16 protein-coding genes and 1 pseudogene are annotated in these 15456 nt (G+C 59.1%); 8 read left to right on the top strand and 9 right to left on the bottom strand.

All coding sequences use genetic code 11. The annotated features are described in order from the left end of the window. Positions 1-4: 4 nt before the first annotated feature. The 3 genes and pseudogenes from fliP to RXV86_RS19710 form a co-directional block, all read right to left on the bottom strand. Positions 5-574 (bottom strand): annotated as a pseudogene (gene fliP / locus RXV86_RS19720) (flagellar type III secretion system pore protein FliP); the annotation flags it as partial. A 325-nt stretch (positions 575-899) separates the two neighbouring features. After that, positions 900-1259 carry a flagellar biosynthesis protein FlgN gene (locus RXV86_RS19715; RefSeq protein ID WP_316302242.1) on the bottom strand — a complete coding sequence of 120 codons (360 nt, stop codon included), beginning with the start codon at positions 1257-1259 and terminating at the stop codon, positions 900-902. Continuing rightward, positions 1249-1530 (bottom strand): rod-binding protein, encoded by a 282-nt coding sequence (locus tag RXV86_RS19710; protein WP_316302304.1) that lies wholly within the window; start codon positions 1528-1530, stop codon positions 1249-1251. Before RXV86_RS19710 ends, RXV86_RS19715 begins: the two co-directional genes overlap by 11 nt. A 44-nt stretch (positions 1531-1574) precedes the next feature. Between RXV86_RS19710 and RXV86_RS19705 the strand changes: the two genes are divergently transcribed. From RXV86_RS19705 to RXV86_RS19690, 4 genes are all read left to right on the top strand, one after another. Further along, positions 1575-3617: a flagellar hook-length control protein FliK gene (locus tag RXV86_RS19705; RefSeq protein ID WP_316302241.1), complete on the top strand. Its 2043-nt coding sequence runs from the start codon at positions 1575-1577 to the stop codon at positions 3615-3617. Between the two features lie 30 nt (positions 3618-3647). After that, the gene (locus tag RXV86_RS19700; protein WP_316302240.1) at positions 3648-4334 is read left to right on the top strand and encodes a flagellar hook capping FlgD N-terminal domain-containing protein; all 687 of its coding nucleotides are present in this window, start codon (positions 3648-3650) and stop codon (positions 4332-4334) included. A gap of 60 nt (positions 4335-4394) precedes the next feature. After that, positions 4395-5099, top strand: coding sequence for an aminoglycoside phosphotransferase family protein (locus tag RXV86_RS19695; protein ID WP_316302239.1), 705 nt, complete (start codon positions 4395-4397; stop codon positions 5097-5099). A gap of 501 nt (positions 5100-5600) precedes the next feature. Then, entirely contained in the window at positions 5601-5777 is a 177-nt protein-coding gene (locus tag RXV86_RS19690) for a hypothetical protein (RefSeq protein ID WP_316302238.1), read from the top strand. Positions 5778-5917: 140 nt separating this feature from the next. Here RXV86_RS19690 and RXV86_RS19685 read toward each other — a convergent pair whose 3' ends face one another. The 4 genes from RXV86_RS19685 to ubiE form a co-directional block, all read right to left on the bottom strand. Next, positions 5918-6598, bottom strand: coding sequence for a YjbF family lipoprotein (locus RXV86_RS19685; protein ID WP_316302237.1), 681 nt, complete (start codon positions 6596-6598; stop codon positions 5918-5920). Next, positions 6595-8808, bottom strand: a complete 2214-nt coding sequence (locus RXV86_RS19680; protein WP_316302236.1) for a YjbH domain-containing protein — start codon at positions 8806-8808, stop codon at positions 6595-6597. The genes RXV86_RS19685 and RXV86_RS19680 overlap by 4 nt, the downstream gene beginning before the upstream one ends. A 123-nt stretch (positions 8809-8931) precedes the next feature. Further along, positions 8932-10464: a 2-polyprenylphenol 6-hydroxylase gene (gene ubiB / locus RXV86_RS19675; RefSeq protein WP_316302235.1), complete on the bottom strand. Its 1533-nt coding sequence runs from the start codon at positions 10462-10464 to the stop codon at positions 8932-8934. Then, entirely contained in the window at positions 10461-11204 is a 744-nt protein-coding gene (gene ubiE / locus RXV86_RS19670; RefSeq protein ID WP_316302234.1) for a bifunctional demethylmenaquinone methyltransferase/2-methoxy-6-polyprenyl-1,4-benzoquinol methylase UbiE, read from the bottom strand. Before ubiE ends, ubiB begins: the two co-directional genes overlap by 4 nt. 89 nt (positions 11205-11293) lie before the next feature. Here ubiE and mutM point away from each other — a divergent pair, with 89 nt between their 5' ends. After that, complete coding sequence (gene mutM, locus RXV86_RS19665) at positions 11294-12145, top strand: bifunctional DNA-formamidopyrimidine glycosylase/DNA-(apurinic or apyrimidinic site) lyase (protein WP_316302233.1); 852 nt, start codon at positions 11294-11296, stop codon at positions 12143-12145. 64 nt (positions 12146-12209) lie between these two features. Then, entirely contained in the window at positions 12210-12986 is a 777-nt protein-coding gene (locus RXV86_RS19660) for an enoyl-CoA hydratase (RefSeq protein WP_316302232.1), read from the top strand. Positions 12987-13062: 76 nt separating this feature from the next. Here the strand turns inward: RXV86_RS19660 and RXV86_RS19655 are convergent, their stop codons facing one another. Beyond that, entirely contained in the window at positions 13063-13254 is a 192-nt protein-coding gene (locus RXV86_RS19655) for a hypothetical protein (RefSeq protein ID WP_316302231.1), read from the bottom strand. A 104-nt stretch (positions 13255-13358) separates the two neighbouring features. Between RXV86_RS19655 and RXV86_RS19650 the strand changes: the two genes are divergently transcribed. After that, positions 13359-14087: a helix-turn-helix transcriptional regulator gene (locus RXV86_RS19650; protein WP_316302230.1), complete on the top strand. Its 729-nt coding sequence runs from the start codon at positions 13359-13361 to the stop codon at positions 14085-14087. Here RXV86_RS19650 and RXV86_RS19645 read toward each other — a convergent pair. Next, a complete protein-coding gene (locus tag RXV86_RS19645; RefSeq protein WP_316302229.1) occupies positions 14058-14729 on the bottom strand; it encodes a hypothetical protein in 672 nt (223 codons plus the stop codon). The two genes, RXV86_RS19650 and RXV86_RS19645, sit on opposite strands and share 30 nt — an antisense overlap. Before the next feature lie 286 nt (positions 14730-15015). On the opposite strand from RXV86_RS19645, the gene rpsT reads away from it, so the two are divergent. Beyond that, entirely contained in the window at positions 15016-15279 is a 264-nt protein-coding gene (rpsT, locus tag RXV86_RS19640) for a 30S ribosomal protein S20 (protein WP_316302228.1), read from the top strand. The last annotated feature ends 177 nt before the right edge of the window (positions 15280-15456 follow it).

Genomic DNA, 15456 nt, shown 5'->3' with positions numbered 1-15456 from the left:
CCCGCTAAAAATAGCTGCGCACCAGGTTACTTGCGATCAGACTCCAACCATCGGCAATCACGAAAAACGACAGTTTGAATGGCAATGACACAATGGCCGGAGGAACCATCATCATTCCCATCGACATCAGGATCGCTGCCACAACAAGGTCGATGATCAAGAAGGGCAGAAAGACCAGGAACCCAATCTGAAACGCGCGGGCTATCTCAGACAATAGGAAACTTGGCACCAAAACCGAAAGGGGCGCCTCCGGGCTCGGGGTCAGCTCGGTCACATCCGGACGCAGAGCTGCCATCGATGCAAATGTCTCCGGATCCAACCGCAATGCCATGAAGGTGCGGAAGGGCTCGACAATGCGCAGGAACGCTTCGTCGACCCCAATCTGCTCGGCCAGCATTGGCGCCACGCCTTGTTCCCACGCGACCAAAAACACCGGCTCCATCACGTAATATGTAAGGAACAGCGCCAAACTCACAATCAACATGTTTGGCGGTGACTGCTGCAACCCGATCGCCTGACGCAGGATCGACAGCACAGTTACGATGAACGGAAAACAGGTCACCATGATCGCTATGATTTGATATTCCTTTGGTCATTGGGCGCTTTGCACCCGTTGCACATCCCGCCCACTCTCCGGACGGATCCAAAGTCGTTCTGACAAGTGCAGCCCCGGATCGCCCCGTTGCCACGCCACCCAGGTTTTCCGGATGCAGGCTCACTCTTGGCGGACATGTCCTAACGAAGTGCTAAATTCACAGGTCAAACTAACCGGTATTTGATCCATTTTGCCCACATTTCGCGCTTTGTCCTGTGCCATCCCTGCACCCCGACATATGCGGGTCAAGATAAACGGCTCCCCCCGGCAAAGAAGGGGCACCCCCTAACCCATCGCCCATCAATCAAGCACGTTTCTCGACCTTAGGCTCGGCCAGACTTTCAATCGTGGTCTTGCGTCCACTTTCGTCATAGGTGTCCAACGATCGCCGGATCCGATGCAATGCGCTCATCCGGCTGGCTACGCTGCGGATCCCCTGCAACGCGCTGTCCAACAGCGCCTGATTACGCAGAACCTTAACCTGCAGCGCATTCAGCGGCTCACCCCCGGCGTCCTCGCATTCATTCAGTCGCTCGATTAGCGCCTCTTTTTCCTCCAGCTGGGTGACCAGATGCTCCAGATCCCCCTCCAAAAGCGCCTGCCGTTCCCGGTCAAGCAGCTTGTCCGGTGCTTCGATCGTCAGTTGGGAAAACTCAGAACGCATTTTCTTTCTCCTTCAGGGCTTGATACAGCGACTCGGCCAACCCGATACCGCCTGCCTTGACCATTTCCTCGGCCTGGGCCTGTCGCAGGAACGAAGCAAACTGCTCTTCCCCGGCTCCGCCGCCAAACGCCCCACGCGCCTTGCCCAGCCCGGCAGCCTTCATCATTTCCGCTAGGAAACTCGCCTCCATCTGCTGGGCAGCGTGACGCAGGGCACGATCCTTCTGGGTGGACTTAGCGGGTGGAGTCGCCACCTTGTCAGCACCACCCAGAGGTGGCAAAGGTGAAAATTCGGTCACAGGATTGCCTCCAATTCTTGGGACTTTCCCTTTTTTGCGCAGATACGGGTAAAGATTCTCTAACCAAGTTCAGAGAGATTGAGGCCACCGGAAGAACTCCTGAGGCCGAAATGGAAACTGCCCCCCCGCTCTTTTCGCTTGATCGTACCATCACACCCGTATCAGGGCTGGCAGACGGCGCCAATTGGCCCACAGCCGCAAGCCATGACACGGCCGAGGCCTCCTTGGTCGACGCCTCGCGTGGCGGGACATTTTCTCATCAAGCATTTTCAAGAGTTTTCGACTTGCTCGCGACTAGGCCCGCCACCGGATCGGACGGCCAAATCAACATGGCCACAGCTCAAGATATGCGCTCCAATCCCCTTGCATTTGCCGAGTTCTTGGCCGCACTTCCGCCCGACATCGCCAACGCGTTGTCTGATGCCAATGCGGATGCGAGCGCACTTTCCGAAATCATGACCCGGCTGATTTATGGTTCTCAGTCCGACGGCACCGATGTGATGCCTTCAACGTCCGAACTGCCGCAGCGCGCGCCAACCACTACGCCGACTGCAGGGCCACTTCACGACTGGGCGGGTGCATTCTCAACCATTCCCACCGCCCCGGTCGACATCGGCGCTGCGGATGAGGACACAATTCACGCACAGACCAGGACAGATGCCGACATATCGATAGATCGCTTCGTCACCGATCACACCGCAATTCGCACCGTGCCGGAAACCGTGGTCGATGGCCGCCCACATCATGCCACGGCAAACGACGTCACCCCTGCCTTCACGCCCGTCGAAATGGCCACCGGCGTAACCAACGTTCCGTCTCCACCTTCCGTACCTAGCAATGACAGCGGACCTGATGCCGGTTTTTCGGTTTTTGCATTGTTTTCGGGCCCAACGACGCCACCCCGCGGCGATGGCACCACAACCGAAGCGGTTGATAACCGCACGCAAACTCGAATTGAGCACGCACCGCCAAGTCCAACACCGTCCAACGATGGACGCAGTGCACGTCCAGGCCCCAATAATCCCGTCAGTCCGCCGCTGACATCTGGTGGACGCGCGCTGACCCTTATGTTTTCAGAGGCCCCAGCTTCCACAGCACACGTCACCAAGTCCGGCGCGCCCAACAGCCCGAATCCGTTTCCCAACACCCACCAAACTGCCGCGCCCCGGTCCAGCGCCAATCTCGACCTTGAGGTGAGCAAAACAAACGTTCCTGCGCCCTCCCCGCCCACCGGCTCACGTCCCAACACGGCCTTTCCACTAATGCCGGACCTACACCATTCACCCGGCATGCGAGCCAAGCCGGATCGGCAGCGCCTTGCACCTGCTGCAACCGTCGTCGCGCCAGGCCACAATTTCGAACCAGTTCCACCCAGTTTCGATGATCCCTCCCTGCCAGTGGTCCCGCGATCGACACCCATTCGATCCGGACTTCAATCCACCGCCTTGCCCGGCCCCCCTTCACCACATCAGGTTACGCCAACCTTCACGGTTGCCACCATGGGCACCCCTGTTCAAATCCTGATGCCGGGTCTCAATGAACAGCCTGGGCGCGACCATGTCGCGGCAATCCCCAAGACCGCGCTATCACCCGAGCTTGCCGCAACCGAAGCCGTTCATTCCGTCGGACCGACCCTTTTTTCACCTGCCACACCGGCCAAAGCCCCGTTGGCCGTGCAAATCGCCCAGCAGATCGTAACTGCAATACCGCATCCGAACGGGCAACCGATCGAACTTCGCCTCAACCCCGAAGAACTCGGGCGGGTCAACCTGTCACTCTTGCAATCCGACACCGCAATCACCGTCACCATCCTGGCCGAGCGCGGTGAAACACTCGACCTTTTGCGCCGTCACATTGCCCTTCTCGAGCGCGAGTTCCGCGACATCGGCTTTGAAAAAATCCAGTTCACCTTCGGCTCTTCGGACCACAGCAACACGAACCCGGAGGCAGAGCACGGCGATGATCACCCCGGAAACCCGACTACCGTCGACGCAGAAACTGACGAAGGGCTCGACCACACCACCTTGTCCGTGTCCGAGGGACTCGATCTGCGCCTCTGACCTCCCGGATTGAAACGAAAGGCCCCACCCATGGTTGACTCAGTCCAATCTATCGCATCGGCGACGGCCGGCGCCGCCGCCCAGAACGTCGCCGCAGAAAATGCCCGCAGCTCCTCCAATCAGGTAATCAGCTCAGATTTTCAGACCTTCCTCGAAATGCTAACGGCCCAGATGACCAATCAGGACCCGCTTAACCCGATCGACAGTTCAGATTACGCCGTGCAGCTTGCTACCTTCTCGTCGGTCGAACAGCAGGTCCTGACCAACGACCTGTTGAACGCCATGATCGCCCAGATGTCGCAGTCCGGGATAAGCGAGCTTGCGGGCTGGGTCGGTATGGAAGCGCGAAGCTCCGCCCCGGTCCATTTCGACGGCATCCCGCTGACTCTGTCCCCATTGCCCGCACTCTTGGCCGACGAAAGCTGGCTTGTCGTGCGCGACCAAACCGGCGCCGAAGTCAGCCGTAACGAGATCGGCACCTCAGGCGGCGATATCCAATGGGCCGGAACCGACAGCAATGGCAATCTTCTACCGAGCGGAGTTTATTCCATCGAGGTTGAAAACCATGCCAATGGATCTTTGCTTGGCTCGACACCGGTTGAACACTACGCCCACGTGACCGAGGCGCAGAACATCAACGGCCAGCTTCTTCTGGTTCTGGACGGTGTCGTGCCCGTGCTGGCGGCAGACATCAACGCCCTACGCGAACCGCTCTGATCCGGCCTAATCACAGCCGGGCGGCCGGTTTGAAACCCTTTGCCTGCTCGCGTACCTCGAATGGGATCCCGCCGTTGGAAAGGGCCGCTATCCTGGTGCAAGCAGCCCTATACCTCAAGATTCGAAAATGATCGACGACGCTGCAACGTTAACGGCATTGCTGGTCGAGGCCGGGATAGCCCAGCCAACGACCTGGAGATCAAGCTTTTTTCCCCAACGCCCGACAACCCGCTCTTTTCCAATGACCCCGCGGCCGAGGCTCGCCTTCTCAACCACCTGACCGGCACCGGCCTTGCACCGCGGCTACACGAAACGCTGGCAACGCCGCTCGGCTCGGTCGTGCTCTACACTCATGTCGCCGGATCGTCCTGGCGCAGCTACCCTGCCCCGGTTGGACGGGTTCTGGCTCGGCTGCACCGACACCCTGCTCCACCCGACCTCGACCTTGCACCATACGATAGCCGGGCGTTGCTTGCGCAGGGCCTCGACATTCTCGACCGGCGCCCGAATATTTCTGTTACCGAGCGATTGCGCAATCTGACGCCCAGCAGCGCGACCGCACCTTCGCGCATAGCCGCTCTGCTGCACGGCGACGTGGTTCCAGGCAACGTGATCCAATCTCCAATCGGGGACATTACACTGATTGACTGGCAATGTCCTGCTGTGGGCGCTCCGGTTCATGATCTTGCTATCTTCCTGTCGCCCGCAATGCAGCATGTGTATCGCGATACGCCGCTATCACAGGCGGAAGCAGTTCCTTTCTGAACGCTTATGGATGCACTGCAACCCTCGACCGTTACTGCGCGTTGGCGCTATGGTTTCACTGGCGCATGGCCGCCTATTGCCTGTGGCGAAGCGAACGTCGTGCGCCCGATTACCACACCGCTTTCGAGCTGGAGTGCGCCTGTATCAGCCCGGATTAGACACGCGGGTGGCACCCGGCCGCCCGCGTTTCAATCCCGATTCGATACCCGCGCCCCACGCAATAGGCTGTTCTGAACCGCAGACCTCCGCCTAGACCAGAAGCTTGTTGCAACCCCGCAACATTACCACATCTTTGGCGTTTTCTCGCCGATTGCAGCGGCACCCAGGGTTCATTTTTTTATTTAAACTCAAATAGTTATATAAAAATGCCCGCAGGACCAGCACAGGCATTGGATTTTGGCGGTTTTTTCGCGATCCCTGTTCCAACGCTGCCAAATCTATGTAATATTGGGAGTGGTCGCGCCGATTTCGGTCGGCTTAACTGTGGTTTGGAGAACAATTATGAAAAAGCTTTCGACCCTAGCAGCAGCTGCTGCTCTGGCCGCAGCAACCGCCGCACCGGTTGCCGCAGAAAATGATCCGTTTGTTTCGACCCAAGGTGGCTTGGGCGGCGCTGGCGCAGCAGTAATTGGCGCCGTGGCTGTCCTTATTTTCGTCAGCGCCTCGGACGGCACCTGATCACATCACTGGTCTCTGACCGGCTTGATCAGAAAGAAAAGAACCGGCGGACGCATGGCGGTCGCCGGTTTTTCTTTGGTTGAACTTCTTCATTCCGGGAAACGCGCGCAACTGGCTGGGCAACGCGCGTGCACGCCTCATTACCTGTGAGTCTGGAACACAATATAGCCGTTCGCTGGCCCCAACCATTGCCGCGACTGCAAAACCCGACCCCGGCCATCCACCAGATAGCTGTTGGTAAAGCTCGCATCACTTCCCGAACAGTTCTCGGTCATTTCTGTCGTGTTGACATTTTGCATCGTGGCATTGGTCACTTTCTTCCGACCGCCACGTGTTACCTGACAGTCAGCCACCGTCTCGACCGTCTGGTTCTCCCCGTTCAAATGACGCAGCACATGTTGGCCGCTGCCGGCTTTGCGCGCTTGGATCAACGACGCAATTTCACCGACCGACGATGACATGATGTCATTGCCCAACCCCCGCGTCGCCGTAATCATCCCTCCCGCCATGGTGATCGAGCGCCGTCCGCCGCCACCCCAGGTCTTGTAGGCACCGTTGGTCTCGATATGGACCATGACGGCATTGGCCTCACGATCAGGCATCGCAACAAACGCAACCGGAAGATCGGTATTGGCGAGCGCCGCCTGAATACCGGCCGCAGCCTGTTCTGGCGACATCGGCCCGGCTTGCACCGTCTCTCCCTTCACCCTTTGGGTCAGGGACTTCAGGAAAAGGTTCTCGTCCGTCTTGTTGCCGCATCCGGACAACCCGGCGACCCCGGCAATGGCGGCAAGAGCCGTTAACCCGCGCTTCACGCTCATCTCCAGAACCTCCCCCAGGTTTTCGCCATCTCAGGATGGTGCGCATCCCGCACAGCCTCATATAGCCGCCCGTTGACATTCAGCCGCGCGCCACCGTTTCGTGACAACGATTGCAACACGATCTTGTTTTTCTTACGCGTCGCCGACCCTATCGAACTGCTCAGCGGGATGGTGATGCGAATACCCTTGTCAAAGGATCCCTCGCCGAACGCTGCCGCCGAAACATTTGTCTTGGTCACATAGGCCCCGACGCGCCAGCCATTGTTGAACTCGCGGTCAACGGCAACCGTCGCCCCCCAATCCCCGGCAAGGTAACGGCCAACGTTCATTTCGCCGTGGAACCCGTTGCCAAAGTCATAGTAGGCCGAAACGTGACCGTTCCATTCGGGGATCAACCCGGCATAGCTGGTGATGCCCGTCGCCGGGTCGGTGATGAAACTGTGGCGTGTCTTCAGGCCAAGCCCCATGCTGTATTCACGCGGCCGAACATAGTTCAACTCGGCCCCAAAGGCCAAGCGGCTCGACGCCGGTTTCCACAGCACTTCTCCGGATGCCCCAGCATACATCGACTCAAGATAGCCCACCGTAACACGGGTATACCAATCCGGCCCCAAGCGGCCGTATTTCGCGATGGTCAGATGCTCGATCTTCGGATCGTTGCCCGCCGCATAGAGACGGCCATCCGACCGCACCGCCGGCAGTGTTCCAACCCCGGCCCCTGATCGGCCCGAGGGTGCCGCATCCAGGTTCCCGGTCAACTTGACACTGGCCGCCCCGGAAACAACCCAGCCCGGCGCGAAGTGGTAATCGGCGCTCAGCTTCAGCCCCACGTCCAGCTTTACCGGATTGTCGGGATCGAACACGCCCAGCTTGCCATAGGGCCCCAAGCTCCAACTTAGCCGCGGATAGGCGCCATCGACCGGGGCAACCCCGTCCCATGCCCCGGCGCCGCTGCTAAACACAGCACGCTGCAGGATATCGTGTGCCGGCGCATTTTCGAGCGCCTCGACATCGCTGCGTTTCAGCGTCACGGCCCCAGTCGGCATCCCTTGATAGGTCTGAACGACGGTGAATTCTTCGACGGATGCAGGCAGGTTCCGCGTCAATGCCCGCGCGGTGCGACCCACCGCCTGAGATTCGATATCGTAGCGGGTGTTGCGCATGACCACCCGAACACTTCGACCATCCAGCTTCATGCCTTCCAGCATGATGCCCTCTTTGGCCAGCGCATTGGCCACGTCGCTCTGCACCATCGCAGGTTTGCCCGGCAAGTCGGTCCAGCCCAGATCGCTTGCCGAATTCCGCGGCCGCACCGCAACCGGCAGAGGGGCGGCCTCCGAACCACCCGGCACCGCCGCACCCTTGAGATCGGTTGCAAGGGTCAGTTTCAGGCCGAATGTCGAGCCATACATGTAGGACGCACCCAGCGCGATGCGCGGGCTGATCTTGTAATCGGCTCCAAAATTCCAAGGGCTTTTGCGGGTAAACATGTTTGCGCCTGCATCCTGTACCGGCCCGCCGACAATCGCCCCGCGTTCTTCACTGTAATTGTCGGTCGAATACTCGGCCTTGAAACTCAACCGGTCATTTACCTGATAGCTCACACCTCCAAAAGCCGACATCGGCCCCTTGAACCAACGATCGGTGCGCAGATTGCCGCCCGCGCCGATGATGCCGATCCCCGGACGTGTGCCTGTGGTAGCGAAACTATTGAAACTGCCCATCCGGCCCCAGCCGACACCACCGGTCACCCGCAAACGCGAACCGATGGATTTGGTGGCCACGACGTATTCGGCTGAATAGAGACCCGTTCCGATGAAATCACGCATCCCGATTGCCACGGCAGGGCGGTACGTGCCCTCTTTCAGCACCTGGTATTTCAGGTCGAAGCTGCGGTCATAATAGCTCGAATTCGGATAAGGGGTCGGCCCGAACCTCCCGGGACGATAATTTTTCAATGCCGAGTACCGAAACGCGCCGGTCAGGCGCGGCAACAGCTGAAAGGTCAGCGTCGTCTTTGTGGTGCCGCCAAAATGCGAAAGGGTCGTGCTCAACTCTCCATCGGGCGCCACTTCGGCCGTGGGCATATCGATCAACCCGCCGGGCAGTCCGTACATGTTCTTGGAGTAGCTCAAGGTCGGTTCTGCCCCGACTGCCCCTGCACCAAGTATACTGGCTCCGATCACTGCCGCCGTGAAACGCATCCGCATGTTGAAATCCTGCCGCTCAAGTGCCTTTTGGCGCACTCTAAGGGGTTTGCCGCAAAAAGCCTAGAGGCTCTTGCCGCGTGCCGTGAACCGGCGGGATATGTCGCAAATTTGCCAATTCGGCGGTCAAAGAACAACTGCCAACGCCACGGCACCGCTCCCTGCAACCAACCCGCCCAGGAACATCAGCGCCCACATCTTGCGGTGCCCCCCCCGGTTGTGCGGCGCTTCTATCTCGCTTTGCCGGATGAGCGCCGCCTCGACCAACCCTGGCAGACGCGGTCCGAACCGCGCCATTACCGCGGCAGTCTTTGCCAAATCCCGCAACACCGCACGCGGCCCAATCGAAGTTTTGATGTAATCTTCGACGATCGGGTGGGCCACATCCCAGATATTGAGCTGCGGGCTCAGCGAACGCGCCACCCCTTCCACAACCACCATGGTGCGCTGTAAAAGGATCAGCTCGGTTCGCGTCTCCATTCCGAATCGTTCCGTGACTTCAAAGAGATAGCTCAACAGCCGCCCCATACTGATGTGGCTGGCATCCATCCCGAAAATAGGCTCCCCGACGGCACGCAACGCGCGGGCAAACTCGTCTACATCGCGGTCGGCAGGCACGTATCCGGCCTCGAAATGCACCTCGGCGACGCGTTTGTAATCGCGCTGGATGAACCCGAACAGAATCTCGGCATAAACCCGACGGGTGTATTCGTCGATGTAGCCCATGATGCCGAAATCATAGGCAATGATATCCCCGTTGGCGGCCACCTTCAGGTTGCCCTGGTGCATATCCGCGTGGAAAAACCCGTCGCGCAGCGCGTGGGACAGGAATAGCTGCAATACCCGCTCGCCCAGACGTGTGCGATCATGCCCCGCCGCGTCCAGCGCATCATTGTCGCCCAGCGGAACACCCTCGGCCCAGCCCATGGTCATCACCCGGCGCCCGGAATAAGCCCATTTCACATCCGGAAGGCGGAAGCCCTCATCCCCCACCGTATTGGCGGCAAATTCGCTGGCCGAGGCGCTTTCCAACCGCAGATCCAGCTCGCCCTTCACCACGCCCTCAAAATGGGCGATCACATCGCGCGGGCGCAGCCGCCGCGACGCCGGGCTCAGGAACTCGATCACGTCCGCCGCAAAATAGAACGCATCGACATCGCGCTGAAACGCCTTCTCGATCCCGGGGCGCAGCACCTTGACCGCCACCTCTTCCCCGGTTTCCTTCAGCCGCGCCTTGTGCACCTGAGCAATCGAGGCCGCCGCCACTGGCTCGCTGAATTCGTCGAACACGTCACGCACCTGCACATCCAGCGCATCGCGCACGCTATCCTTGGCCACATCGATGGGGAAAGGTGGCAACTTGTCCTGCAACACCCGCAACTGCACCGCCAACTCGTCGCCAACCACATCAGGCCGCGTACTCAGTACTTGGCCAAACTTGATATAAGCCGGTCCCAGCGCGGTCAGCGCCCGTGTCGCCGGCGGCATCGACGTGTCGCCCTTCATCCCCAGCCATTGAAACGGCCAGACCACGCCCCGCACCACCATGCGCAGCAGTCGCGGCGCCTCATAGGCGTCCAGAATGACTTTCATCGCCCCGGTCCGCTCCAGTGTCGCTCCGGTCCGGATCAACCGGATGATGTTGTGAGGCCCTCTCACAGCTTCCAACCCGAATGCAGACAGGCAATGCCCATCGTCAGGTTGCGGTACTTCGCCTGCTCGAACCCGGCCTGTTTCACCATGGTCAGAAAGGTCTCCTGATCTGGGAATTTCCGAATGGATTCAACAAGATATTGATAACTGTCGCGATCGTTGGCAATCATCTGCCCCATCTGCGGGATGATGTTGAAGGAATAGAGGTCATAAACCTTCTGCATCATCTCATTCGGGATCTGACTGAATTCCAGCACCATCAGCCGACCGCCGGGTTTCAGCACGCGGTAGGCCTCGTTCAGGGCGTCCTGTGGCCGGGTCACGTTCCGAATGCCAAAGCTGATCGTGTAGACATCGAACGTATTGTCCGCAAACGGCAGCGCCATCGCGTCGCCGACCACCCAATCGAGGCTACTCGCCATCTGATCGGCTTCCGCCCGCTTGCGTCCTTCGACCAACATCGGCTCGGTCAGGTCACAGACGGTCGCATGCCCATGGCCCGCGCGCTTGAGGAACTTGAACGAAATGTCCCCGGTGCCGCCTGCCACATCCAAGAGCTTCTGCCCGGGCCGTGGCGCCAGCCAATCCATCATCGCCTCTTTCCAGATGCGGTGGATGCCCATGCTCATCACGTCGTTCATCACGTCGTATTTGCTGGCAACCGAGCCGAACACCCCCTGCACCTTCCCGGCCTTCTGATCCTCGGGAATATCCTGAAATCCGAAATGGGTGGTTTTCTCGGTCATCTCATCTTGCCTTTGGGCTGTCCAAGGCACCTTATAGACCTCTCAACGGGCGACACAATGCGCCCTTTGTGCACGAGGATTGACACCAAATGCCTGAACTCCCCGAGGTTGAAACCGTCCGCCGTGGTCTAGCCCCGTCCATGGAGGGTGCCACGATCGCCCAAGCGCAAGTCAACCGCCCCGATCTGCGTTGGCCCTTCCCCGACAACTTCGCCCAACGTCTCACCGGGCGGCACGTGACCCAACTTCGCCGCCGTTCGAAATACATCCTCGCCGATCTCGACGGGAACGAATCCCTTCTGATCCATCTGGGCATGTCGGGCCGCATGACCGTCTCGGGCGACCCTCTGGGGCAATTTGTCCATGACCACCCGGCAAAGGAAAAACACGATCATGTCATTCTCGACATGGGTAACGGCGCCCGGATCACCTTCAACGATCCCCGCCGCTTTGGCGCGATGGACCTGATCGCCACGGACCAGAGTGAAACCCACCCGCTTCTTGCCAAACTCGGCCCCGAACCGCTGGGCAATACCTTTAGCGAATCCTACCTGGTCGACGCCCTCAAGGCTAAGAATACCCCGATCAAATCGGCCCTGCTGGATCAGCGTATCATCGCCGGTCTGGGCAACATCTATGTATGCGAGGCGCTCTACCGCGCCCATATTGCGCCCACCCGCAAAGCGGGCCGGATTTCCGCCGCCCGCATCGCTACCCTTGTGCCGATCATCCGCGAGGTGCTGCAACAGGCCATTGCGGCGGGCGGCTCCTCCCTCAAGGACTTCCGACAGGCCAGCGGTGAGCTGGGCTATTTCCAGCACAATTTCGACGTCTACGACCGGGAAAACCAACCGTGCAAAACCCCCGGTTGCACCGGCACGATTCGGCGAATCGTCCAAGCCGGACGCTCAACTTTCCACTGTTCGCAATGCCAAAGATAACTTGATCCGTACGGCCCAAATGGTAAGGAATCGGGCCTGAGATAAACAAGCGAAAGCGACCCCAATGGCCTATGAGACGATCATCGTCGAAGTAGAAGACCACATCTGCCTCATCAAACTGAACCGCCCCGATGCCCTGAACGCGCTGAATGACCAGCTCCTAGCCGAACTGGCCGACGCAATGACCGACGCCCAGAAGAACGACAAGGTACGCTGCATCGTGCTGACCGGCTCGGACAAGGCCTTTGCCGCCGGCGCAGACATCAAGATGATGAGCGAGAAAAGCTTTGTCGACGTCTTCACCGAAGACCTCTTCACCCCGGAAACCGAGGCCATCATGCGCGTCCGCAAACCGATCATCGGCGCGGTGGCGGGCTATGCCCTGGGCGGTGGTTGCGAATTGGCGATGCATTGCGACTTCCTGATTGCCGCCGACACCGCCAAATTCGGCCAGCCCGAGGTTAACCTGGGCGTCATGGCCGGCATCGGCGGAACGCAGCGCCTGACGCGCGCCATCGGCAAGGCCAAGGCGATGGACATGAACCTCACGGGCCGTTTCATGGACGCCGAAGAGGCCGAACGTGCCGGACTGGTCAGCCGCATCGTTCCTGCCAAGGAATTGATGAAGGAAACCATGACCGCTGCCGCCAAGATTGCCGAGAAATCCATGATCACCGTGATGGCAATCAAGGAATCGGTCAACAAATCCTACGAAATGACCCTGCGCGAAGGCCTAATGTACGAACGCCGCGTGTTTCACTCGCTGTTCGCGACCGAGGATCAAAAAGAAGGGATGGCCGCCTTCATGGAAAAACGCGAGGCCCAGTTCCGCGACCGCTGAAACCGAGAACCACTGCGGACCAAACGCCCGGCCTGTCCAACAGCGCCGGGCTTTTTTGTTCGCGAAACAGAGGCTGTCATTTGAGCACGCGCAGGCCGCCGCGCAATCTGGGCAGATCGACATCTTTCGATCGCAATCGTTCCAAATCGGTCTCGTCCAGCATATCCCAAATCTCGGATCGCAGACGCCGACTCAGCGCCCGTCGTTTGTCCTGATCGGTCTCGGACAACAATGTGTCGATCCGTCTTTGCACCTCATCGCTGCTCACAACACACCCGTTCGCATAAAACCCTCATACTACCGCCAGTTGACCACGCCGGGGACATGTGTCAAAGCTGACACCCGGAAATACACATATGTAGATTTTTTGAAATGAGTGTCGGCAACAACATTCTCAAAGCCTGCAAGGCGCGCGGCCTTTCGCTATCGCGGGCCTGCACACTGGCCGACCTGCGCTATTCCACATTGCATTCGCAAATCGCCAACGGGCGAGAAATCCCCTTTACCACCATCGACAAACTGTCGCTCGCGCTGAACATGCCGCTGGGGTATTTTTCAGCCCACGAACCGGCCATCCGGATCGAACCGGCGGTGAACGCATCCGAGGACCAGGTCGAATTCGCAAAAGAACTGGCAAGCCAGGTTCAACAGGAAACAACCGCCTTGTCGGATTGGGGATTCCAGATCGGGCTCGAAGAAGTGCTTGATTGGCTTTTGTCCACCGGCAACCGCCTTGTGAAACACGACTGGCTTATCGAAAAGGTCGACCTGTTCTACCCAGTCAAAAAGGGCGACACCATGCTGCACCCCTATAGGATCGGGTCGCAAAGCCTTGCCGCACGGTATTTCAGCCTGCTGGAGACAAAGGACTACAACGAAGTCGTCGGCAAGTTCGACCGGGACTTTCTGGACGGCCTGATCGAAGCCCACCTCGACGCCTCGAAGCGGCGCTATGCCATTACTGACGTGATGATCAACGAAACCGTGGATGGCGCGCGCATCACCGGCACCTACCGGCGCCTTTTGGCTCCCGTCACCGACGAACACGGCCAGAAATTTATGCTACTTTTCTCAAAACTTGCTCAATTCACCGCACGTTAGGAAGTGCTCGAAATCCCGTGCATTCACCCCGACCAAAAAATGATCCGACGCCCGCCCGCGCGGCTCTGGATCGGCCCATTTCACCGCCTGAGGCAGACGGTAGGTAAAGGCGTAGTAATCGGCAAACCGCGCCTGTTCGCGCGGCACGAACGCATAGATCCAGTCGAAATCGGGCCATGTCATTTTCATCAGGATCAGTGAAAGCCTGGCAAAGGCGGTCAGCACCCGCCGACTCCCACGTGCAGCTTCCGAAAAGAACAGCTCTCCCACATAGATCAGCTTGCCGTTCATCACTTCGGTTGCCGCCGGTGACACCCATTCGATCGCGGTCTGACCTCCGCCATATTGCCCACGCGCGGTCCGGATCATGAACTTGTCGAACCGCTCGCCCCGCAGATCCTGGCATTGCGCCGCCAATCCACCGACTCGCTCACCATCCTTCATCAGGAACGCCCAGAACGCCTGCCCCTTGGTGAAATCGTTGCGCAGATTTTCAAAAGGTGGGCTCTGAAACGGCTTGCCGAACTCAAACACCTTGTCGGGGATCGTGTCGAAATCATCCTCGGCCACGCAGTCGTAACCAAGATCGTTCAGCGTCTTCAGAATCTTCGCCGATTGAATGATGAGATCGTTTTGTATCATCCACTACCCCGGTCCTGCCCGGGCAAACCGCTATCACAGCCCGTTGGCGCATTTCCAGTTCATCGGCAACTCACCGCCAAAACCCCGCCCGCATGCGGCAAAAATGACTCGGATCACCTCGGCAACCGGCAAGAATCGCATTGCAATTCTCTGCCAAACCCCTATTAAGCGCGCCAGACATGCGCGTGATGCCCGCTTAAGGCTTGAGTTTACCCGTGACCCACGGGGCCCGATTGGGGAGGTTGCGCGCAATTTGTGAAACGAACCAGATGAAAGGGCCATCACCATGGCAAACTCGCCCCAGGCCAAGAAACGCGCACGTCAGAACGAACGCCGCGCCGCCGTCAACAAAGCACGCCGCTCGCGCATCCGGACTTTCCTGCGCAACGTCGAAGAAGCCATCGAATCGGGTGACAAGGACGCCGCCGCCAACGCGCTGCGCGCCGCCCAGCCTGAACTGATGCGCGGTGTGAACAAAGGCATCTTCCACAAGAACACCGCAGCGCGCAAAATGTCGCGCCTGTCGGCCCGGGTCAAAGCACTCGGCTGAATCGATTCTCGGATATGAACTGCAAATGGGGCGCCCGGCACCGGGCGTCCCGTTTTTGTTTTGACCCCTTATTTCCTTAGCTTTTAAGGGGTTCAGAGATTCTCTTTCGGAAAAAACCGAGTCAAGCGCGAAGTTTCGTTGAACCGGCCCGCGGGCTGTTGCTAATTTGCTTCCTGC

It is taken from the genome of Aliisedimentitalea sp. MJ-SS2 (assembly GCF_032586155.1).
Classification (GTDB): Bacteria; Pseudomonadota; Alphaproteobacteria; order Rhodobacterales; family Rhodobacteraceae; genus JAWHTC01.
This window is presented reverse-complemented; position numbering and strand designations above follow the sequence as displayed.